Source organism: Chitinophaga pinensis DSM 2588 (genome assembly GCF_000024005.1).
In the GTDB taxonomy this organism is placed as follows: Bacteria; Bacteroidota; Bacteroidia; order Chitinophagales; family Chitinophagaceae; genus Chitinophaga; species Chitinophaga pinensis.
Genome location: NC_013132.1, coordinates 3880078 through 3901887 on the forward strand (window position 1 = coordinate 3880078; position 21810 = coordinate 3901887).

Annotated in this window: 15 protein-coding genes; 9 read left to right on the forward strand and 6 right to left on the reverse strand. The window is 40.1% G+C overall.

Annotated elements, in window-relative coordinates:
- Nucleotides 1-3360: a TonB-dependent receptor gene (locus CPIN_RS15655; protein WP_012790791.1), complete on the reverse strand. Its 3360-nt coding sequence runs from the start codon at nt 3358-3360 to the stop codon at nt 1-3.
- A 288-nt stretch (nt 3361-3648) separates the two neighbouring features.
- Here CPIN_RS15655 and CPIN_RS15660 point away from each other — a divergent pair, with 288 nt between their 5' ends.
- From CPIN_RS15660 to CPIN_RS15675, 4 genes are all read left to right on the forward strand, one after another.
- On the forward strand, nt 3649-5061 hold the full coding sequence (locus tag CPIN_RS15660) for a TlpA family protein disulfide reductase (RefSeq protein ID WP_187294775.1): 1413 nt from the start codon (nt 3649-3651) through the stop codon (nt 5059-5061).
- A 160-nt stretch (nt 5062-5221) separates the two neighbouring features.
- Nucleotides 5222-5455 (forward strand): hypothetical protein, encoded by a 234-nt coding sequence (locus CPIN_RS15665; protein WP_012790793.1) that lies wholly within the window; start codon nt 5222-5224, stop codon nt 5453-5455.
- A 73-nt stretch (nt 5456-5528) separates the two neighbouring features.
- Complete coding sequence (locus CPIN_RS15670; RefSeq protein WP_012790794.1) at nt 5529-6719, forward strand: DUF4221 family protein; 1191 nt, start codon at nt 5529-5531, stop codon at nt 6717-6719.
- Nucleotides 6720-6730: 11 nt separating this feature from the next.
- The gene (locus CPIN_RS15675) at nt 6731-7264 is read left to right on the forward strand and encodes a hypothetical protein (protein ID WP_012790795.1); all 534 of its coding nucleotides are present in this window, start codon (nt 6731-6733) and stop codon (nt 7262-7264) included.
- Nucleotides 7265-7296: 32 nt separating this feature from the next.
- On the opposite strand, the gene CPIN_RS15680 is transcribed toward CPIN_RS15675, so the two are convergent.
- The 3 genes from CPIN_RS15680 to CPIN_RS36690 all read right to left on the reverse strand — a co-directional run bounded on the left by CPIN_RS15680 (nt 7297) and on the right by CPIN_RS36690 (nt 11884).
- Nucleotides 7297-8100, reverse strand: coding sequence for a hypothetical protein (locus CPIN_RS15680; RefSeq protein WP_012790796.1), 804 nt, complete (start codon nt 8098-8100; stop codon nt 7297-7299).
- Nucleotides 8101-8178: 78 nt separating this feature from the next.
- Nucleotides 8179-10320 carry a lanthionine synthetase LanC family protein gene (locus CPIN_RS15685; protein WP_012790797.1) on the reverse strand — a complete coding sequence of 714 codons (2142 nt, stop codon included), beginning with the start codon at nt 10318-10320 and terminating at the stop codon, nt 8179-8181.
- Between the two features lie 580 nt (nt 10321-10900).
- Nucleotides 10901-11884 carry a helix-turn-helix domain-containing protein gene (locus tag CPIN_RS36690; protein WP_012790799.1) on the reverse strand — a complete coding sequence of 328 codons (984 nt, stop codon included), beginning with the start codon at nt 11882-11884 and terminating at the stop codon, nt 10901-10903.
- Nucleotides 11885-12369: 485 nt separating this feature from the next.
- On the opposite strand from CPIN_RS36690, the gene CPIN_RS39620 reads away from it, so the two are divergent.
- The 3 genes from CPIN_RS39620 (at nt 12370) to CPIN_RS15710 (ending at nt 14839) form a co-directional block, all read left to right on the forward strand.
- Nucleotides 12370-12810, forward strand: a complete 441-nt coding sequence (locus tag CPIN_RS39620) for an RNA polymerase sigma factor (RefSeq protein WP_369126334.1) — start codon at nt 12370-12372, stop codon at nt 12808-12810.
- Nucleotides 12811-12877: 67 nt separating this feature from the next.
- Complete coding sequence (locus tag CPIN_RS15705; RefSeq protein WP_012790801.1) at nt 12878-14029, forward strand: FecR family protein; 1152 nt, start codon at nt 12878-12880, stop codon at nt 14027-14029.
- Between the two features lie 123 nt (nt 14030-14152).
- Entirely contained in the window at nt 14153-14839 is a 687-nt protein-coding gene (locus CPIN_RS15710) for a rhomboid family intramembrane serine protease (RefSeq protein WP_012790802.1), read from the forward strand.
- Nucleotides 14840-14886: 47 nt separating this feature from the next.
- Here the strand turns inward: CPIN_RS15710 and CPIN_RS15715 are convergent, their stop codons facing one another.
- Together CPIN_RS15715 and CPIN_RS15720 are read right to left on the reverse strand one after the other, a co-directional pair.
- Nucleotides 14887-16011 carry a FecR family protein gene (locus CPIN_RS15715; protein ID WP_012790803.1) on the reverse strand — a complete coding sequence of 375 codons (1125 nt, stop codon included), beginning with the start codon at nt 16009-16011 and terminating at the stop codon, nt 14887-14889.
- A gap of 61 nt (nt 16012-16072) precedes the next feature.
- Nucleotides 16073-16615, reverse strand: coding sequence for an RNA polymerase sigma factor (locus tag CPIN_RS15720; RefSeq protein ID WP_012790804.1), 543 nt, complete (start codon nt 16613-16615; stop codon nt 16073-16075).
- A gap of 595 nt (nt 16616-17210) precedes the next feature.
- Between CPIN_RS15720 and CPIN_RS15725 the strand changes: the two genes are divergently transcribed.
- Both CPIN_RS15725 and CPIN_RS15730 read left to right on the forward strand, forming a co-directional pair.
- Nucleotides 17211-18458: a TlpA family protein disulfide reductase gene (locus CPIN_RS15725; RefSeq protein WP_044218836.1), complete on the forward strand. Its 1248-nt coding sequence runs from the start codon at nt 17211-17213 to the stop codon at nt 18456-18458.
- Nucleotides 18459-18522: 64 nt separating this feature from the next.
- On the forward strand, nt 18523-21804 hold the full coding sequence (locus CPIN_RS15730) for a SusC/RagA family TonB-linked outer membrane protein (RefSeq protein WP_012790807.1): 3282 nt from the start codon (nt 18523-18525) through the stop codon (nt 21802-21804).
- Nucleotides 21805-21810: the final 6 nt, after the last annotated feature.

Below are 21810 nucleotides of genomic sequence, written 5' to 3' on the forward strand. Positions count from 1 at the left end.
TTAAAATTTAGCATCTAAACCAATGGAAAAAGATCTTGATTGAGGATAGGGAGTTTGAGCGTATCCTACGCCTACATTTTCAGGATCAAATCCATTGAACTTCGTAATTAGAAAGAGATTGTTCCCTTGCAAATAGACGCGAAGATTACTGAGCTTTATCTTATGCAGTGTATGAGCAGGGAGTTGGTATCCTAATGAAATATTTTTAAGCCTTATGTAGTCACCGTCTGACAGAAAACGTGTTGACGCATTTGAGCTTCCTCCATCGGTGTTGTTTAATATTCTTCTTGGATTTGGTGATTTATCTCCCGGTTTCTGCCATCTATCTAATGCCTCCCGTATTTGATTGGAATAAGCATTGCTCGCAGTTCCTCCGTCATTAAGTAATGAGCTTTTAGCAAAATCATAAATCTGGTATCCATATTGGTAATAGAATAAAAATGATAAATCCCAGTTTTTATAATTGAAGTTGTTTGTTACTCCTCCGAAACCGTCTGGCTGGGGTTTGCCTACAATTTGCTTATTTGCAATTGCATACGTCTTTGTGATTTTGCCTTCTAAATCATACCACTGTGGCTTTCCGTCAGTGGGATCTACACCTGCCCATTTAACTAAATAGTATGAATTAAAATTCTCTCCTTCTTTATCCGCGACGAACTGTGTAACTGATAAAGGAGAACTGGCTTTTATGAGTTTGTTTTTATTAGTGCTCCAGTTGGCCTGAAGGTTCCAATTAAAGTTTGGCGATTTGACTAAGTTCGCTTGTAGAGCTATTTCCCAACCTTTATTCTCCATTTCACCAATATTTTGCATAACAGATGTAGCACCGGATGTACCTGGTAGCATAAAGCTATACAGCAAATCAGAAATGCGCCTGTAATACCAATCCACTGTTCCCGATAAAGCTTTCCCGAATAGCGTGAATTCAAGACCAATGTCATGATTAAAAGTCTTTTCCCATTCTACTTCGGGATTTCCTGGGGTAATTGTCGCAGCGGCAGTGTTATTATATAAAGCGCTTGGACTTACCAAGTCGTATCTAACGGTTGAACTGAGGGATGCAGAGTTGCCTGAAGTACCAACGCTTCCTCTTAGCTTTAGAAAGTTTACCCAATCAGTTTTGAGGAATTTCTCTTCTGAAAGTACCCAGCCCATTCCAATTGACCAATAATTGCCATACTGATTTTTAGTTCCAAACTTAGATGAACCGTCACGGCGAAAACTGGTCGAAAAGTAATACTTAGCCATGTAGTTATAATTTCCCTGAGCGAAATAAGACAAAAGAGTCGATTTGCTCTCACTTCCATTTAAATCAGAGATAGTAGATGCAGCCGAAAGGTCGGTTAAATATGGTACAGAAAGGCCTTGTTTTGAACCATTGAAGAATGCGCTTTTCTCAATTTGAGCTTCTTGTCCAAACAGTAATTCTACTGTATTTGAATTGTTAAAGGTATTACTATATTGAAAAGTATTTGTGTTAATAATCCTGGAGGAAAAGGGATCAGATTGGTTAATCAGGCCAACACCTGGTGGATTGAAGCTAACGGATAATCTAGGATCAATCTTTTCTTTGACCTGTGCAAACAATATGTCAGCCCCTAAAAGTGTTCGTATTGTAACATTTCTTGTAATATTTGCCTGCGCATAAAAATTTGCTAATCCTCTGTAAGACTGGGTTCTGTTAATATTATAATCTAATTCGGCGACCGGATTGTTGTACGTGAGACCACTACTTACGAAGGGATATAGGTTATATTGATTGTTTTGTAGTCTAACCGGATTTAAGGGTGATATAGTGTAGGCGAAACCATTTCCTGAATTTGACTGCTCTTCCGATCCGCTTTTAAGATAGTTCTGACTTGTATAAGTTATCGTAGAATTAAGCCCAAAGTTTAACCATTTGACAGGTTGGTTAGCAAAATTATAACGAACCGCAATTCTGTCAAAGCCTGTGTGTTTAACTGTGCCCTTTTGGGTAGTATGACCCAAACTGAAATAATATTGATTCTTCTCGCCACCGCCGGAGTTAGATATTTCGTTGGTTACAGTAATTGCACTTTTCCTATAAATAGCATCAAACCAGTCAGGTTGACTATAAAATACTTTATCACCTGATTCGTTTACATACGTAGGAAATTTGGTTTTTAAGTCTGCTTCAATAGCAGCATCAGTCCATTGGGATGGATTAGAAGCAACGTAAGCTTCTTTTAATAAGGCTAAATATTCATCTTGATTCAACATCTTATCTGAATAGGTGAGTGGGTTGGCAATATCAGTTTGATGATGTAAAGCGAACGAAGATTTGCCAATTTTCCCTTTCTTGGTTGATATTAAGACCACGCCGTTACTGGCTTTGGATCCATATAGGGCTATGGCGGCGGCATCTTTCAGAATGGATATAGCTTCAATATCATCTGGATTGAACTGTGCAAGCGGATTAGTATAGGATGCCTGATTCGATCCGGTTTGATATTGGACAGTATTAACTGAAGATGTTGGTACTCCATCAATTACTATAAGTGGTTGTCTAACAATTCCTCCCATTAATCTCAGGTCGGCACCAGTGCCAACGCCTCGTAACACAAAATTACTTGTTCCGCCTCCTGGTGCTCCGCTTCCAGCAGTTATTAGTAAGCCTGGAACCTGCCCCTGAAGACTACGATCAATTGATCTGTTAGGCAGGTTAGCTATGGTTTCACCCTTTACAACAGTAACAGCACTTGTATTACCTCTTTTTGTGGTAGTACCATATGCAACTACAACCGTTTCTTCAAGTGAATTATCTGCAGGGTGCATAACTATTGTCAAATCCGATGTATTTAATATAACAATCTCCTGCGAAATGTATCCTGTATAAGAAATTGTTAACTTAGAATTGGGAGCTACATTGTTTAAAGAAAACCTACCCATATTGTCAGATGCAGTGCCGTTTCCAGTACCTTTTATCATTACTGTTGCACCAGCTAAGTTTTTTCCGTCAGGAGACTGAACTATGCCTGATATATTAAAGCCTGCATCTGTCCTATTGGCTTGACTATTGTTTTTTTGAACAGAGGATTTAATAGATATAAACTTTTCCTCTCTTACCCAAACAATATTTTTCCCTTTTAATACTTGTTGTAGCACATCGTCGATGGTACTATTTGTTATTTCTAAACTAACCTTTTCGCGATCATTTAATACCTGGTTATTATAGGTGATTTGAATGCCTGACTGGTCATAGATAATGTCAAAAACTTTTCTTAGAGTGTGCGTTCCTGAAATTGTTATTCGCTCCTGTCTGGTTTTCTTTTGTCCCCAACCTGACATATAGAAAAACAGGAATAAGCCGAACACCATTAGTAGTGCTTTCTGAAACATGAGTGGTTGTTTAAGTTTTTAATTTATTTCTATCCTTTGGACTTAGGTTATAGATAGAAGACGATAGGGTAGATGTAAATAGTGACAAGTTTTTGATGAAATTATTCGGTTGGTACACTTGAGGGAATATTTAAGTTATCCCTTGTCACCATTTTCTCATTTATGCCGTCTTATTGTTAAACTAACATGAAATTGTTGATTCTGAAAAGTACCATTTTGTTTTTTTCATTTCTTCTGGTTTCTGGACATCTTTTTTGCCAAAACAAGTTTAACAGTCAGGGCGCTAGAATGTCTAAAATTAGTGGTCATATAAAATCAGAAAAAAGGATAGATAGCATTATGTTTTATTGGGATGCTAATGAAGATATTGCTGACTGGCATAATTGGGTGATAACGGTCCCTGTAAAAGAGGGCTATTTCTCCGTCTCCTGTATCTTGAAGCACGTGGCTCAGTTTGCCGTGGGATATAATTTGAATAACGTTTTTTATTTGGAGCCAGGAGATAGTCTTCATATCGAGATTGTCGAAAATAAGGAATGGGATCAACTTACTTTTTCCGGAAGGGGTGCTTTTAAATGCCGTGTTCAACAGGCTGCTGATGAAATAAATACAAACATGATAAAGTCTGAAAATAAGGCTAAGTTCGTATGCTCAGGGTTAGACGATTACCTAATAACATCAAATTATTATAAGGATCTTCAAAGGGTGAGATTGGCTTATCTTGAAAGTAAGAAAGATTCTATTTCTGAGGATGTTTATCCGCTAGTTCAGGCCTCAATACTGTGTCCACTTGAACATTACCGGTTGAGCAAGTTAGATGATTTCGTAAGGAAATATAAACAATTCGGCTTAACAGAGAAGGATTTGCTCGCAATTTATGATTCAACTGTAAATAAGTCCTTCATTAACAAGATTGCTTATAATAAGAATTTAGCTTATTCCCTTTCATATTTGTCATACGTTCATGTAACTGCCATTCCTAATAAAGTGAAGTGGGAAATGAGGAAATCCGGAGCTTCTGTTAGTAGTTTAGATTTTACTTATCATAATGAGTACCTGTTGTCCAAAAATAGCTATTCAGGAATGTTTAGGGAAAGAATTTTAACCAGGTTGTTTAGAAAATACATAAAGTACGTTGACTTAAGCTCCAGTTTTCTAAAAAGCGACATTGAAGATTATTTATCAGAGACTGGTTTTAAAAGCTACAAAGAATTTGTAAAAGGTCTTTACCAGAAGTCTAATTCATTTTCTAAGGGTAATCTGGCACCTAACTTTTCTTTGGTTGATAACTTTGGCAAGAAAGTAACATTAGACGATTTCAAAGGTAAGGTAGTTTTAATTGACTTCTGGTTTACAGGATGCCATCCGTGTGCTCAGCTAGTTCCCACTCTTAGGCAAATACAACAACATTTTAATGATAATCCGAATGTTGTAATTATAAATGTCTCTATAGATAAGGAGAAGGAACAATGGTTGAACAGCTTAGCTAAAGGCAAATACTCTACTGGCTTAGGTGTATGTTTATACACAGAAGGAAAGGGTAATCGTCATCAGATCATAAATGATTATGGCGTTCAGGGATATCCGCGTCTCGTAATTATTGATAAATCGGCCAGGATTGTCAGGGCATCTCCTCCGGATTCAAGACCCCTAGGAAATGGGCAAGATGAAATTGAACTGATTAATAGACTACTTAAGTAAAAGTTACTGTTATTTTAGTTGAGTAAGGCCTGGATACCCCAGGCCTTACTCAATTAAAATAGACGCTTGGCGAATTGTAATACTATTACAATTCGCCAAGCTAATTTTGTAAATGACAATTCAGCGCTGATAACATTATAAAACATTTAAAACAGTTATTATGAAACCAAAAACCATTTGGGGAATGCTTATTTTGGCGGCTTCTTCCATAACAGCGGTTGTAGGACTTTCAGCTCAAGCTGCTGACAAGACTGAAAAATTTATTCCTAATGGCCAATGTATTCAGATAAGCCAAGGGATATATACTTGTCAAACCAATGTAGAGCCCTTTGACTGTACTACTACCGGAGACGATCAAAGGTTCTCTGATCCTTTTTGCCAGAATCCCATTTGAGTAATATCGTTCTGTAATTCAGATAAAGGCTATTTCAGAATGAATAGCCTTTATCTAACTTATTCATTTGAATATGAGACCGATCAAGTTCTATAAAATTCTGATAGAAGTAATTGCTTGTCTGTTCTTTTTAGTTGCTTGTCAATATGAGAAGCCCATCAAAGAAACTAATGTTGCTGAATTCAGTCCAAATTATGATAGTATACAGGTAATCATTACGAAGGATACAATAAAGCTGGCAGTGGATTCAACGACATCTAACAGATTCGCTTATTTCAATTGTCAACAGGTAGGTAATGATCTAATATTTGCTTTTTTAGATTTAAACAAAAGATTTTATCATATTTACGATCTTAAAAAAGAAAAATGCCTGGCTAAGTTGGATATGCGGCGGCTTATGGTTCAAAACAGGAATATTTCCAGTACCAAGGTTTTCTTCAAAAATTTTGACAGTATTTACGTTTATGCAGACATGCACATTTTCCTAGTGGATAGCCTATTAACTGTGCGAGATAGCATTAAGTTGCTTAATAGGCCCTTCAGAGCCTCTACATTTTTTATAAACGGGAAACAGCCTGTATTTTTGAGTAATGTAATGTATGCACCGGCCTTTCCAACACTGGACCCTAGAGAACGAAAGGATCGTAAGAAATGGAGAACTATGTATAAAATCGATTGGAGTAAACATCAATCTTTTTTATTACATGGCATCACTGAGGAGTTTGTAGATAGTATTTACGATAAAGGTTTATTATCGCCGTTTTACAGTTACGATCGTAAAAAGCAGTATTTTGTCTTTAGCCTGCCCGCTGACAGCAGTATAGAAGTCACGGATTTTAAGAGCTTTGCCATCAAGTACCCAGCAGGAAGCAAGTATATCAAAGGTAATACATCGTCTTATCTTGCTGATGATTTTAAGGGAAGCGAAAACAGCCATAAAGCGCTTCTGCAGAGAAATACTTATGGTCAGATATATCATGACACCTTTGCTAATTATTACTTACGCGTAGCAGAGCAGAAAATTACCGATGCAAACTACATTTCAAAAAGACTTATTAAGGATCGGAGCTTAATTATTCTTGATAGTCAATTTAAGATAGTAGGAGAATCCATTATAGATCATTCTGTAGATATTGGTTCTTTACTGGTGACTCCCCGAGGAATATATGCTCCTGTTCACCGTGATGCCGCGGAGGATACTATCTACTTGGTTAGGTTGGATTATTCTTACAAACCATCTAAGATTCAGGCAGCTATCAAATAAACTGTTATTTTATGAATAATAAAATCAATTTTCTTATTGCCATTATACTACCGGTGCTGTTTTCATGTAGAAGCGAACCCCAAAGACCTATCGCCAGCAGCTCCAGTCCCATTCCTCTGAATGAGCAACAAATTATTTTCAGCAAGCTGATGGATGTTATAAATGATTCTACTAAATCCCAATACAAGGATTCGTTAGCCATACTGATTATACCTATAGATGCCAGTTGCCCGTTTTGCCGCGATAGATGTATTGACTATCTTAACAAATATCTTAATCAATTGCCAAATAATCACATCGCTATTATTACCGGAAATGGCATGAAGGCTATTCATTCCTATTTCTCATCAAAAAATAAGAGAGTTCCATCGAAAGATCGACAAGTGTATTTTGATGGAACTAACTCAGCTTACCTTAATAATCTAATTTTCTTACACCCAACGTTTTATTACTGCAATAACGGAAAGGCGTATGAAAAGATAAAGAGCGTTCCTGTGACCGTTAAAAATGATCTGAACAGGTTCTTTCAGATTGAAAGCAATTGAGATAAAAATTCGTTACTGTAACGTTTACATTATTAAAATCTGAAGCCCGGTAACAACCTGTGAAGTTCAGTTTGCAAAGCAGGATATTTTCTAATAGTGTCTGGATCTGCATATTTATTTCTCAAATTCGTTATCTCAGCATCCGATAAACGCGTTAGTGTATCATTTAAAGATAGCACTAGGTAGTAATTGCCGGAATCGTTAACATCTTTTCTTAGGTTCAGGATTACTCTCACAATACAATCGACTAGTGCATTTATGCTAAGACTATTTGCACCGTTTATTGATATTACCAGGTCCGTTAAATTATTCCGGCTGTCCTGACTAACTCCCAGGCCATGAGCGGGAAATAAGTTATGCGTTATTTTATTTCGGAATAGGATATAAATGGCTTGTAAATAGCTATTGTTTATGGTTTGTATACCCTTCGATTGTGCATAAGCAAAAAATGACTCCGCGTTTCTACTATTTCCCTTTTTCAATGCTGTCCTTGCCAGTGTCAGATCAGCAGGATTAGCAGGGTCGACCAAATCATTTCGTAAAATCAGACCAACCTGCTCGATAACTGCAAAACAAAGACTCGCAGCCGCTGTAGCACACCTTCCTTCGCCCTTACGTTTTCTAAACTTATCTAACCATTCATTGGTCCGTGCTACCCTTGTCAACTCTTTTAAATCACGAACGGTATACCTTTCCAGGTCATCCAAGAACTTCAAAATGTTGTGATTGTTCAGATATCTAACCGTTGTTTGTCCCTGGCTTGTTGAGGAAGGTGCTGGGGTAGGGCGAAGCGTCTTTTTTCCTAACCTACTTTTAAGCATTTTTAAAAAGTTCATTTTCAAATATTCTTTATAGGAAATCTACAAAAAATACAAGATATAAACCATTTTGAAACTGCCTGGACCCCAATCTTTTTAACATGATCGTAATAATGGGAATGATATTTCACGAGGCTTTAAATACCTAACCAGGAAATGAATAATTCCTGCGTTTCCTATCATGAAGTCAGCTACCGGATATAATTTTTTCTGAAGCAGCCAGTAAGAACCATATATTGGATGTTCCTTTTTTAACTCTATCAATGCTTTCACAATCCACAGCGCCCGTTCGCGCCATTCTGGCTCATTCAAAATGGCATATGCTTCTAAATAAATTTCACCCAGGCCAGCCAGGCCATGGCATTGCGTAAGGTTGTTATTAACGATATGAGATTCATGTGTATTCAATGCCATCGTGGCGTACATTTTATACACCTGCTTTTTAGTAACCTTGTAAGCCTTCAGAAATGCCATGGCTATACCGGGCGCTCCTTCACACCACCAGTAATCCATTTCATTTTCTTTATCGCTTTTCCAGTCAATTCTTCCGTTATTTCGTTTTTTAGATCTCCTTATGATGTATTTTAATCCAGTTTCTGCGGCTTTTAATACATCGGAGTTGCCAAACTGCTCATAATAGTCAAAAAGGAACCAGATAATTCCACTGCTTCCATGCGCAAAGCCTATATTTACTTCTGGCTTACCTCTGCTGTTTATGCGCTGCCAACTTCCACTTTTTCTCTGACCCTCTATTATATGATTAACATACTGAAATAGTTTTCGTTCAACATCCTCTGAAGGCAAATAAGCCGAACACATTAATACTGCCATGCCAATACCAGCTATGCCATTCATAAAGCCTAACTCTTCCGGATCATCCTTTAACAATTTGATGATCCATTTCTTATGATCAAATTCTGGTTTAAGCAGCTGCATATCCATTCCCAGAGTTATTGTTGCTGCAATGCCTGCCCTTCCGAAATGAAGTCCGGGTGGCAAATCGTTGAAACTATTTTGGAGGATATTGACAACAAAATCAATACTGTTGTCAATTATGGAATTGTGATTACTGATGTCATATCCGGCACGTTTGCATATTCCCAGGAGGTAAAAAACACCCATTACTCCCCGGCTGAAGCAAGGGTAATGGGCAATGTTTAATGTTGCTTCCTGACTGGCTTCCATGTCCATGCGCTCAGAAAACCATAGTTCTTCTTTTACCATTAATGGCGATGCCATGCAATTAATAGTGCGTTGAATTATCGTTGTTATATAGCTTTCTTCTGTAAGGTTATCACCAGGAGACAAGATAGGCCGCTTTCTACCCCGAGTTATATCTAATCTATACATTTCCAAAACGTTTTTGATCTCCCTTATTTCCGGCCTATATTTTGGATCAGGCATTAAGCACGATGCAATTAACTGGGCCAGTATTGCATCTGTCACGAAAAATTGTGCCTTGTGTTGTAACTCCTCAGCAGGGCCGCCGACTACTTTATTGGGGTCTATTCCGGTCAATACCTTGAACAGTAATGCTCCTAAGCCGAAAATGTCTTCTTTCACTGTTGGTCTTGTACCCATAAGCTGTTCAGGTGACATATATCCATAGGTTCCTAATTTGTGAGGTGGATCAGGCATAGCATCTTTCATAGAATAAGTCAGTTCCATATCAATTATATATACTTTACCGGACTTGGTTATTATGAAATTTTCGACAGTAACATCGCGATGTACATACCCATTGTGGTGAAGCCGGCTCAAAATTTCAGTGATGTTTATGAGGTAAGATAAAACTGCAATAGCCTTTTTGTTGCCCATTTGCAGCTGCTTTTGAAAATCTCTTCCTACTTCATGAACTTTTTTTGAAAGTGATAGGCCATTAATATAACTTATAGCTATATAATAATCGTCCCTATACTCAAACGCATCCAGCAAACGAGGTAGGGGAACGAGATACTGTAACTTTCTATGTAACTCCTCCTGCCATTTCAGTTTGTCTCTCATATCCCGTCCCCAGTTGTCCATACTGGCGCCTCGTTTACCTGATTTTAAAATACACATACCACTTTTCAGAATGCCTTTGAGGTAGAAGCATTTAAATACACTTCCTTTGGGCGTATCTCTTAAGATCTTTGTAATGAGATAATGCTGGTTTATCACCTTACTGTTCGATAGCGTGGCCTGCGGCTGCACGGTATTTTCCTCAGTGGAAGGTGTTATGGGCTCAGTTGTTTTCATGGTGTTTAGTCTTGGAGTTCCAGGGTTTGATCGTGCGTAATAGCGGGCCTAAAGGAGATAACAAACGCACCTTCTATATCATAATAGAACGTCTTACGTGCGTTGCAGAACTTTATTGGCGCTCCAAAATCCCGCATCAGGTTAATTAGGAGGTACACGCTTTTCTCGCATACACCCAGCCTTTTGGCTAAGGTGGCAGCCGAGCCGGTACCTTTAATTTTAATTAAATGATCTATCCTTTGCACGCGGTGCAAAATATCCGTGGTCATACAGGCATAGTATTTAGGTTAGAAAGAATGTAACATGCGGGGCAATGGCTGTTCATCACCCACTTTGCAGTGCGGGAGGCATAATCATCTGTTTAAACGTAAGGGTAAGCGTTTGGCAACCGGCTTTCCATCCGGTTCTTACAATACCATCATAGCTAGTATATACTACCTTCCAGTCATTTTGAGGGACCGGGTTACTACTTCCAATGAACTCTAATTTCTGCTAAAAATCTAAGATGGTTGTTCTCATTTGCGACAATCGAGTATTCATTTCAAACATTTGTTCACACGCTTCTTTGTTAGTAAGGCCACTATTCCTTCCTTCTTCGCAGTTGCATAGGCGAGTGGCCGCTATACTCCGTAAAGGCACGGGAAAAGTTGGATACGGAAGAATAGCCCAATTCTTCCGCAATATCAGCAATCGGGTTATCTGTGTTCAATAGCAGCCAGGTGGCCTTCTTCATCACCTGCTCCAGAACAAAATCGGCAACATGCACCTGAAAAAGCTGGTTAAAATAGCGGCTTAGCGTTACCTGGCTTAAAAAGTACTTCTGCGAAAATACCGATAGCTTACAGCTACGTATATTGGGCCGGTACAGGATCGTATTGTACATGTCCACCAGCTTATCCTTGTGTTGAACAGCAGGGAGGTTGGTTGTGTACTCGCTACTAGTCAACGCCTGGTTGTAAAGGCCTACCAGCTCAAAGATGCCTGTTTTTAATGCCAGGTTAAGTGCTCCGTTGGTGAGGCGGCTCTTTAACATCTTATCAATTACACCCGCCATAAAATAGCTGATGGGCAGGGGAGGGAGCTGATCGCCTTTGCCTGCCAGTGTCAACAACCGTTCCCGCAGCTTTTCCAGGAAGGGCATATCCTCTGCCAGCTCTGTAAGCATCATCAGGTTGAACTGAATCAATATGCTTTGATACCGGCCCGTTTCAATCGTGCCGTTATGGATGCCTTTCGCCAGGTAGAACAGAATTGTTTTCCCTTCCTCCGCCACATAATTCATACCTCCCAGTAGTTTGCCATAACATTTGCCAACGAGCGTAAATTGCAAGGCTACATAAGGCTGAGAGCAATGCAGCTCCACCAGCGTGGGTTTAACCACATCAAATAAGAAGTGATAGATCGTAAAATGCCTGCTTCTAAAATGCTGGCGAAGAATACTTCCAAAGCTGTACGTCCGGTAATCGATCTGCGCCCAGGGGATAATGAAGGCGCGAACAGATGGAGGCGGCTTTGCTACAATGCCAGGGTCGGGCAGGTTAGAGGGATGTACGTGCAATCTCATACAACAAGGTTAATGGGTAATCATTCGCATCATGCGAAGCTTAGGTTGACTGTTATAAATTTACTCGCTTTATTGCTTACCTTGGTACAATTTCTTTCCCTACTCACAAAGTTTTACATGTACGGTAATCAGCGGATCAGAATCAATTCAATTCATGCTGCCATCATAGTGCATTCAAGCTTTTGCACGAATGAGTACACACGGAGAAATATTTGGCAAGCTCCTTCATTTCTAAGTATATTTGTTTAACAATCACCTCACTATTAGCCTTCCCTCAATCCTGGAAAAAAAACGGAATCTGACCAACATCCGTAGGTATTTAATAAAGACTTAACCAGAACTAAACAGAGGAAATTATATTTTTAAGCCCTCTTATGGCGTGTGAACAAGACATACTACTCAAAGCCCTGCAAGAAGGGCAGGAGGGAGCTTTTGAGCAGCTATATGCCCGGTACTTCAACCGGCTATACTACAAAGCACTCAGCATGGTAGGAGAAACTACTGCTGCGGAAGATCTTGTGCAGGAATGTTTCATAAAAATGTGGGAAAAGAAACTGTGGAAGCGCGTGAACAAATCGCTCGAGTCGTTCCTGTTCATTATGATCCATAACCGGTGTCTCGACTACGTAAAAAGTGAGCAAACGCAGCTTAAAAGAAAAAGGAGATACTTCATCAACGCTGAGCAGGAAAACCACTCCTGGGAAAACCCGGTTGACGAGCGCCAGCAGCGCGAAACCCAGCTGCAACAATGGAACGATTTTCAGGTAACCTTTCAGCAGTTGCCACCACAGCAGCAAAACGCCTTCCGCATGTTCTACTACGACCGGAAAAGTCACGCCGAAGGTGCCAAACTCATTGGCATATCGCTCAACACCTTTCGCACCCATTTAAAAAGAGCCGTTAAAAAACTCCTTCATTCATCTTAATTTAGTTCCTTAGTCACCATTTTTTAGCGAATAACCGTCTTAACAAGAGCAACAACCTTTGCAAAACATGTACGATGAAGAAAAAGCCCGCATAGATGCCCTATTATTCAGGCAGTATCTTGGTGAACTTACGGCAGAAGAAGAGGAAGAATTAAACCAGCTATTGCTCCAGCATCCTGAAGCAAAAGCTATGCAGGAAGCCATGCAGGAAAAGATCCGCCGGGGTGTACTTGATGCGCAGCCCGCTTTGCGCGACACCAGTGGCCAATGGGCAACGCTTCATCCACATCTTGAGCATATTCGCAGAAAACAAGCTATAAAGCGCACTACCTTGGTGGCAGCCGCCAGTATTGTTGCGATCATCGGCATAGGCTCTATTTTCTACTTTAACCGCTCCTCCGGTGATCAACCTGTTCTAGCAAAAGCAAATGAACCAATAAAGGCAACGGGCATACAACTCAAGCTCGCTAACGGGCAAGCATACGACCTTACCCAGGCCAATCGCCAGGTAATACAGGCAGGCGATGCTAAACTAGTTGCCAGCAACCAGGGGCTAAGCCTTCCCGCATCCGCCACACCGCCTACCGGCTGGAACGAACTTACTGTACCTGCAAAGATGGACTACGCCATCACACTGCCAGACGGCTCAAAGGTGCGGCTCAACTCCGCCACCCGGCTGCGGTTCCCTTTAGCCTTTACCGGAAAAAGCCGGGAGGTATATGTAGAGGGCGAAGCCTATTTTACCATAGCAGCCAATGCCAGTCAGCCGTTCATCGTACACACTTCGTCGGCTGATGTGCAGGTGCTGGGTACCGAATTCAATATTAATACCTACCAACAAGGCAAAATAAAAACCGCGCTCGTTAACGGCGCCGTAGCCGTAGCGGCAGGCCGCCAGAAGGTAGTTCTCCAGCCCGGAAAAGAAGCCGTGGTTAACAACGGCGAGAATATCTCCATACAGGAATTCGAAAGCCGGTCAACCCTTAGCTGGATGAAGGGCATCTACTTCTTTTATGAAGCGCCCGTTGAAGACATCGCCCGTATGATCGAGCGGTGGTTTGATATACAGGTAGTGATCGACGATCCGGAACTGAACAAGGTGACCTTCACAGGCCACCTTGATAAAAAGAAAGAGCTGGATCTGTTTCTTACTGTTCTCTCAAATACCGGGGATATTTATTACCGGTACGAAGGAAAGGTGCTGCACCTGAGCAAGTAGCTAAGAGCTAAAGAGTTTAAAGGAGTTAAAGAGGGGCTGTTTGAGTGTATCTGTATTTTTTCTGCATTGCACGTGTTACTATTCAGCAACTAATGCAACAAGAGATGAAACACAGTCGTACTTATGTCCAACAAGCAATATACTACCGCGGAGCCTCAATTACGGAACGCTATCGCCACTTTCGTCAATATCTTCCTGCCAAGGAAGGGATACCTAGTTACTCCTGTTCTTATAGCCATTAATTTTCTTGTATTTGCCATAGCCTGGAGCTGCGGATATGATGTCATGAAATTGGGACCTGAGGAGATGGATCAACTAGGCAAACATATCCATTCAGTGGTTCAGCAGGGAGAATGGTGGTGGATCGTCGCCTATCTTTTTCTGAATGGAGGGTACATTTATATTATAGTAACTACTACTATCCTTTTTATACAGGGCTATCTGTTTGAGAAATATGTAGGAACACTGACTTTTTTAGGAATATACCTGGCAGCGGGAATAGTAGGCAATATAGAGGCCGTTCTCTTCTCCAACATTTCGCCTTTGTTTCATACGGGGCCTTTTGGCGGCATACTTGGCGTGTTTGGCTTTGTTACGTTCCTTATGCTTACCCAGCAGATCAAGGTATCCGCTATTCATGGAGGGCTGATCTTTTTTGTTTCCGTTCTGCTATCGGGATATCTGAAAGGCCTTGACGAAAACAGCGTTGGTCCAATGATCATTAGCCTCGCCTTTGGAATGGGTTTCGGCTACATACAGTATGTAAAATTGAAACGAAAGAAGCAACTGTCACACTTTTCAGAAATATAGTTGGCCTCAATAAATCCACGGCCGGTCTTACATAAGACCGGCTTTTTTTATTTAACATGCAAAGTGCCATCCTTGTCAAAGCTAAACTCCTTCACAAAGCCGGTTAGCTTCAATCCTGTCAAAAAGTTATTAACCGGTGTTTTCCGGCTTATTACGCCCGTAAATTGCTGAGCGGAAGTACTGCCTTCGAAAACAACTGGAATGCCGTAAAAACGCTCTATAAGTACCGCCACCTCTTTCAGAGAAGCGTTCGTAAACGGAAACTCGCCTTTTCTCCAGGAAAGTACGTCGTACGGGTCGAATTGATCCACTGCCAGGCCGGGGGCATCATCTGCTACTGTCTCATAACCCGGTTTTACCAGCGAAGAGTCATTTCCTGACCTCACCCTGATAGAACCGCTTACCAGTGCCACGCGATCTTCCTGTTGGTTGTAGGTGTTGATATTAAACTCCGTACCCAGCACCTGCACCGTACCATGCGGCAGATGCACCAAAAACGGCCGGGCAGCATCCTTCTTTACCGTAATATAAGCCTCCCCGGAAATGGTGATCTCCCGTGAACTACCGGTAAAAGACAAGGGGAACTTTAAGGAAGTAGCCGCGTTCAGGTGTACCGTACTGCCGTCTGGCAATGCCATTACGTACTCCTTGCCATTTGGCACCGTGAGGGTGGCCAGGCGTGTGTCGCCTGCCGCATCCACTAGTGAGAGTTGTTGGTTGCTATTATTTAAGGTGGCGTTGCCTGATTTAATGACGCCCTGCTGGGCGCCCAGGTTAATGGCTGCCGCATCCCCAATCTTCAATTCAATGTCGTTATTAGCTTTAGCATGAGCCAGGGGAGCCCTGGTTGGCTCGTTTTTATTCACTACCGGCAAAATAGCTACCCCTGCCAACACTGCCGCTGCCACGGCCGTAGCTGTTATGCTGATAACCTTTGCCCGTTGTTTTTTCTGCTTCGCAGCCGCCAGCCTCACCTTAATATCGGCTTTCAGCTCCGTTGATACCCGGTTCAGCTCCTCCTGCGAGATGTCGGTCATCAGCTCTCTGTAGATCTGTTTCGCTTCTTCATTCTGCACAACGGCCTCGTACAAATACTCCTGTTCTTCAGGTGTAATGGTGGCGCCCTTTTCATACAGGGTAAGCGTTCTGATATGTTCTGGATCGATTTTCATTTAATAAACTATCTACTACCTAGTAGCCGAAACCGGCAAAAAGTACTATCCTTAGTAACAATTAATGTAAATTTTTCAGGTTCTCCCTGAGGGTTTTCACCGCATTAATAATATTATTCTTCGCCGTATAAATGCTGATGCCGAGCTCCTCCGCCACTTCCTTTAGCGACTTTCCATCCAGGTACACCTTCTTAAAAGCCGCCCTCCGGGCCGGTGATACCTTTTCCATGGCCGCCCGAATCTGCTGGTTCAGCTCCTTATTCTCCACTGGCAGGCTGCTGGTAAAGATCTCCATCATTCCCTCCGAATACCTTTTCTGCTTCTTTCTCAAAGAAGACTCCGCCTGAATACGTTTAGAGCAATGAAACCGTATAGCCTGTAGAAGATAAGCCCGAAAGGAGTGCTGGATATTAATTTTATGGCGTTTTTCCCATACCCACATAAAAATTTCCTGCACAGCGTCCTTCGCCTCGTCCTCACTTTCGAGGCGATTGCGCGCTTCCAGGAACATGACCCTATGATAACGGTCATGCAACTCAACGAATGCTGATTCATCCGCCGATTTTATAAGCTGTAATAATTCAATATCATTTGTCGATTGCATTCTCAAACCCTGACTATACGTAAACACTAATTGGCCACCCCAAAATTGGCCTAAACAATCACGAGGATAAGTGATTCGTTGGTGTATGATCGGTTTCAACAAAAATATAAAGATGTATGATACTTTCGAAATATTAATATATATGACGAAAGTTTAATAAGATGAAGTAAGCGTTAGTAATAGTATTTAGCTAGTAAGTTGTATAAGCTCCCTAATCCTCTACTAATTAACCAAAATATGGCCTCTTTGGTTGTTAACGGGAGGTTAATGTCTAATTTCCCTAACGAAGAGGCTGGTTTTCATACTGTTTTAATGTTTCGGGCAAAAAATTATAAAAAAAGTTCTAATTCGAATAGTGCAATTTGATTGTTTTTGATACTTAGTAGTATAGGGACATCATTTTCACATTGTTTAGGTCATGGGGATGACGAATGATGTATTGAACCAACCAAAGTAACTCTAACAGCTTATGTCGAGTTTTTCGAGAATTGCATCTATATGCATACTGTATGTATGCTGTTTATTTAATAATTCCTGTATTGCACAGGGAGGCGCTGGCAGGAAGATTAATTATAAGCAGCTAGTAGATTCAGCCATGAGCCATATACCTCTAAAAGTAGGGGATCCTTTGCCCATGCTACAAATCAGTAGCCTTTACAATTATTCGAATGATGTATTGGATTTTAGTGCATTTAAGGGTAAAATAATCATTCTGGATTTCTGGGCAACGTGGTGTGGTCCCTGTGTGGCATCTTTGCCTAAGCTCGACTCTATAAATACTACATTCAAAGATTCTATAATTATCATTCCTGTAACTTATCAAACCACGAACGAGGTCCAGAAATTTTTGAGTAAAAGTGATAAATTAAAAAACATTAAACTTCCATTCATTACTGAGGATACTGTTTTGCACAAACTTTTCCCACATAAAATGATACCGCATGAGGTGTGGATAGGTAAAGATGGCAAAGTGAAAGCTATTACAGAAGCAACGGAAATTACGGAAGCTAATGTTAGGCAGGCTATGAATAATCAGGAGCTCAGCCTAAACATGAAAGAAGACAATTTGACCTTTGACGATACGAAACCTCTTTATACGGACCCGTCGATACTTAAAAGGGCATCTATCACGTCCTATTCACTTTTTGCGGAAAAAATTCCTGGCCTTGCATCTAGTTTAGCAATATTTAGAGACTCACTTGACGCTTATTCGGTTAAGAGGTTCGTTGGATTGAATGTTAGGATCTTACGTTTGTTTTATAGTACATACTCAGTTCCGAGAGAGCTTATGGGAGCTGTTAACCGCAAACGATTTATCGTTGATCTTGCAGGTTCGGACACAAATGATGTAAAGCAGCTGGTCGCTTATGAGTTTGCATTGAAAAATGCTATTCCACAGGAAGCCTTTTTCAAGGGGATGTTGGAGGATTTAAACAACAAAACACCTTACCACGGCCACATTGAAACACGAATTGGTAAATGTTGGGAAATAAGACAAATTAAGGGGGTTAATAGCAATGATAGCTCCGGTTTTCGTTTAACCGGAAAAGATATAGACTCTACTAATTTGTGGAAATTTGCGAACGTTAAAAAACTTGCTACATTTTTAAATGCCTTTAATAATGTGGAGCCTGTGGTAGACGCTACAACTGGTTCGTTGTCTCAATCCATAAATCTCTATATGAGATTAGATATTAACGAATATCCTAACTGGACTGAAATCAGAAAGAATCTTAAAAAATATGGATTAACGATTGAGGAAGCAACAAGAGAATATGAAGTCTTCATACTGAAAAAAAAGAGCAATAATGGTTTGACTTCCGATAAGAATGGTTTTAGATAGCTTTTGCTATCCGACTCATGCAATATAAATTACCTATACAATCAACCAAACTAAATTTAAACAGATGCTAAAATTGCTTAAAAACGGAAAGTTTTTTATATTCTTTCCTATTATGTGCTATTTCCTAAATAGTCCTCTCACTATATTAGGTCAAACACCAGCAGTAGCAGAAAACATACCAGTATCACTTTCTGCTGTCAATGCTCCGCTAATAACAGTACTTAAGAGCATAGAAAAGCAAACAGGCTTGCGCTTTAATTATAGCGGAGATTTGGACATCAAACGGAGAGTTACGATTGATCAGAATAAGAAACCCGTTTCCGAAGCTTTAAAAACATTGTTTTTGGAAAAAGGATTCTCCTATAAGTTCATAGATAAGAATATATTTATTATTAAAAGTCAGGCTGGTGCTACTGATAACAGTTCTTCATCCCGTACCGACAGTACTTATCTTATTAAAGGACGGGTTAACGATTCAAAAGGTATTGCAATCCCAGGAGTTACGGTAATGATAAGAGGTACTGCAATTGGTACGACTACCAATGAAAGTGGTGAATTTTCTTTGAATACTCAAACGCCTCAAGGGACACTTCATGTGAGTCATACCGGTTATCGGGCTCAGGATATGCAAATATCGGCTGGCCACACCATAAATGTGGTATTGTCGGAAGACGTTAATTTGTTAGAAGAAACCGTTGTTATTGCCTATGGTACTACAACGAAAAAATACAATACAGGATCAATTGGTACCATTAAAAGCGCAGTAATAGAAAAGCAACCAGTAGCCAATGCAATGCTAACCCTTCAGGGCAGGCTTGCAGGGGTAGTTGTTACTCAAAATACAGGCATGCCCGGATCTCGTGTCAATGTTCAAATCAGGGGAAGGAATTCAATACAGAGCGGAAATGAACCTTTATATGTGATTGATGGCGTACCTTTTAATTCTACACCAATAAATTTGTTAAGTGGGAGTGAAATTTTCTACCAAAATCCGTTAAATAGCATACCACCAAGTGATATAGAAAGTATAGATATCTTGAAGGATGCAGATGCTACCGCGATCTATGGCAGTAGAGGCGCTAATGGAGTAGTATTAGTTACAACGAAGAAAGGTAAAACCGGAAAAACACAACTTGGTTTAAATTTATCTGCCGGATATGGGAAAGTAAGCAGATTCCTAGACTACATGAATACCAAGGAGTATGTTGCCATGAGAAAGGAAGCATTTGAAAATGACGGTGTAGCACCTTCTGATGCAACTGCGTATGATTTTTTGGTTTGGGATACTACAAGGAGTACCGACTGGCAACGTAAACTAATAGGAGGTACGTCTCAATACAGGGATGCTCAACTGTCGCTTTCAGGTGGAAGTCAACAAACTACTTTTTTATTCAGTGGCAACTACCATTACGAGACAACTGTTTTTCCTGGTGATTTTTCCGACAAGAGAATCGGAGCCCGTTTAAATGTAAATCACAGTTCAATTGACAACAGATTTAAAGCAGATATATCCGCTAGTTATTCCAATGACAACAACAGGTTAATAAGTCAGGATCTTTCTTTTGTTTCTTCATTAATTCCTAACCTCCCTGATACGCACACTCCGGACGGTAAATTAATGTGGTATTATAAAGGCTATAATTTCCAAAATCCCTATGCCTATCTCCTGAAGTCCTATTCTGCATTAACGGATAATTTTATAAGCAATGCCAATTTGAAATATTCCATTTATAATGGATTATCTGTTAAGGCGAATTTGGGTTTTACTAACACTCAATTAAAGCAAACCAGCACTAATCCTGCCGCATCTCAGAATCCTGACTATACTGTAATCGCCACAGCAGATTTTGGAAACAATACAATAAAAACATGGAATGCTGAACCTCAAATAGAGTATGTTAACCGTTTGTTCGGTGGAAATATCGAAGCACTGGTAGGAAGCACTTTTCAAGAGTCGGTGATAAGTGGTAATACAATAAATGCAAGTGGTTACAATGATGATGGTACAATTGGAACAACCACAGGCGCCTCTAATATTACCGCCAGAACAAACTACAGCCAGTATCGGTTTGTTTCATTATTCGGAAGGCTAAAGTATATTTTGAATGATAAGTATATTGTCAACTTTAATGGAAGAAGAGACGGTTCCACGCGATTTGGACCTGGTAAAAAATATGGAAACTTTGCATCGGCAGGTCTTGCTTGGTTATTCTTCAATGAGGCTTTCGTAAAAGACAACTTGTCCTTCCTGTCTTATGGAAAGTTACGAGGCAGTTATGGATCGTCTGGAAACGACAAGATAGGCGATTATCAATATTTAGATCTCTCCGATGGCACGATCTACCCGTATGGAGGTGTTTCAGCACTTATGCCTACAAAAATCTTTAATTCAGACTATGCTTGGGAGGTGAATAAAAAACTTGAGTTTGGGCTCGAACTCGGATTCCTAAATAACGCCATCTTATTCAATGCTAATTATTTTAAAAACAAGAGTGACAATCAGCTAATCAACTATACATTACCTACACAAACTGGCTTTTCTCTTGTGGTCCGTAACTTTCCTGCGGTTGTTAAGAACACCGGAGTTGAATTTGAGTTGAAGACAAATAATGTAGCCCGAAAGGATTGGTCTTGGAATTCTTCTGTAAACCTCAGTGTTATCAATAATAAATTAGTCTCCTTTCCTGGTATAGAAAATACCAGCTATGCTGCATTTTATACAATAGGTCAGCCATTAAACGCTCGAAAAGTATATAAGAACACCGGTATAGATCCTAATACAGGCATTTATACATATTTAGATGTAAACGGAGATGGATTCATATCATCGCCTACTGACCAACAGGTTACTAAAAGTTTAGATCCTAAGTACTACGGAGGTGTTTTGAATAATATCCGATTTAAAAATTTCGAAGTTGATTTCCTTTTTCAGTTCGTAAAACAGGAAGGGAATAACTATTTAAATCCAATATTAAGTACTAATCCACCAGGTGCTATAATGAATCAGCCTGTCGATGTGCTCAATAGATGGCAAACGGGTAAGACGGGAGGAGAATTTCAAAAGTATACCGCGTCAACTGGAGATGCTTATGAAGCTTGGAACAAGCTAGGTAATTCTGAAGCCGCGATAACTGACGCATCTTTCATAAGACTAAAGAACCTTTCTGTATCATATAGTATACCTAGTCAACTGTTAAGTAGGTATAAAATAGCACTGCTTAGGATATATATTCAGGGCCAGAATCTATTAACAATTACTAACTACAAAGGATTAGATCCTGAAACTCAGATTTCCGGATTACCCCCATTGCGAATGTTGACAGGCGGTATTCAAATAACTTTATAATTATAA

Bases quoted from the DNA above. Each gene is read 5' to 3' on its own strand.
- CPIN_RS15655 (WP_012790791.1), bottom strand. From the start codon at position 3,360: ATGTTTCAGAAAGCACTACTAATGGTGTTCGGCTTATTCCTGTTTTTC.
- CPIN_RS15660 (WP_187294775.1), top strand. From the start codon at position 3,649: ATGTCTAAAATTAGTGGTCATATAAAATCAGAAAAAAGGATAGATAGC.
- CPIN_RS15665 (WP_012790793.1), top strand. From the start codon at position 5,222: ATGAAACCAAAAACCATTTGGGGAATGCTTATTTTGGCGGCTTCTTCC.
- CPIN_RS15670 (WP_012790794.1), top strand. From the start codon at position 5,529: ATGAGACCGATCAAGTTCTATAAAATTCTGATAGAAGTAATTGCTTGT.
- CPIN_RS15675 (WP_012790795.1), top strand. From the start codon at position 6,731: ATGAATAATAAAATCAATTTTCTTATTGCCATTATACTACCGGTGCTG.
- CPIN_RS15680 (WP_012790796.1), bottom strand. From the start codon at position 8,100: ATGAACTTTTTAAAAATGCTTAAAAGTAGGTTAGGAAAAAAGACGCTT.
- CPIN_RS15685 (WP_012790797.1), bottom strand. From the start codon at position 10,320: ATGAAAACAACTGAGCCCATAACACCTTCCACTGAGGAAAATACCGTG.
- CPIN_RS36690 (WP_012790799.1), bottom strand. From the start codon at position 11,884: ATGAGATTGCACGTACATCCCTCTAACCTGCCCGACCCTGGCATTGTA.
- CPIN_RS39620 (WP_369126334.1), top strand. From the start codon at position 12,370: ATGGTAGGAGAAACTACTGCTGCGGAAGATCTTGTGCAGGAATGTTTC.
- CPIN_RS15705 (WP_012790801.1), top strand. From the start codon at position 12,878: ATGTACGATGAAGAAAAAGCCCGCATAGATGCCCTATTATTCAGGCAG.
- CPIN_RS15710 (WP_012790802.1), top strand. From the start codon at position 14,153: ATGTCCAACAAGCAATATACTACCGCGGAGCCTCAATTACGGAACGCT.
- CPIN_RS15715 (WP_012790803.1), bottom strand. From the start codon at position 16,011: ATGAAAATCGATCCAGAACATATCAGAACGCTTACCCTGTATGAAAAG.
- CPIN_RS15720 (WP_012790804.1), bottom strand. From the start codon at position 16,615: ATGCAATCGACAAATGATATTGAATTATTACAGCTTATAAAATCGGCG.
- CPIN_RS15725 (WP_044218836.1), top strand. From the start codon at position 17,211: ATGAGCCATATACCTCTAAAAGTAGGGGATCCTTTGCCCATGCTACAA.
- CPIN_RS15730 (WP_012790807.1), top strand. From the start codon at position 18,523: ATGCTAAAATTGCTTAAAAACGGAAAGTTTTTTATATTCTTTCCTATT.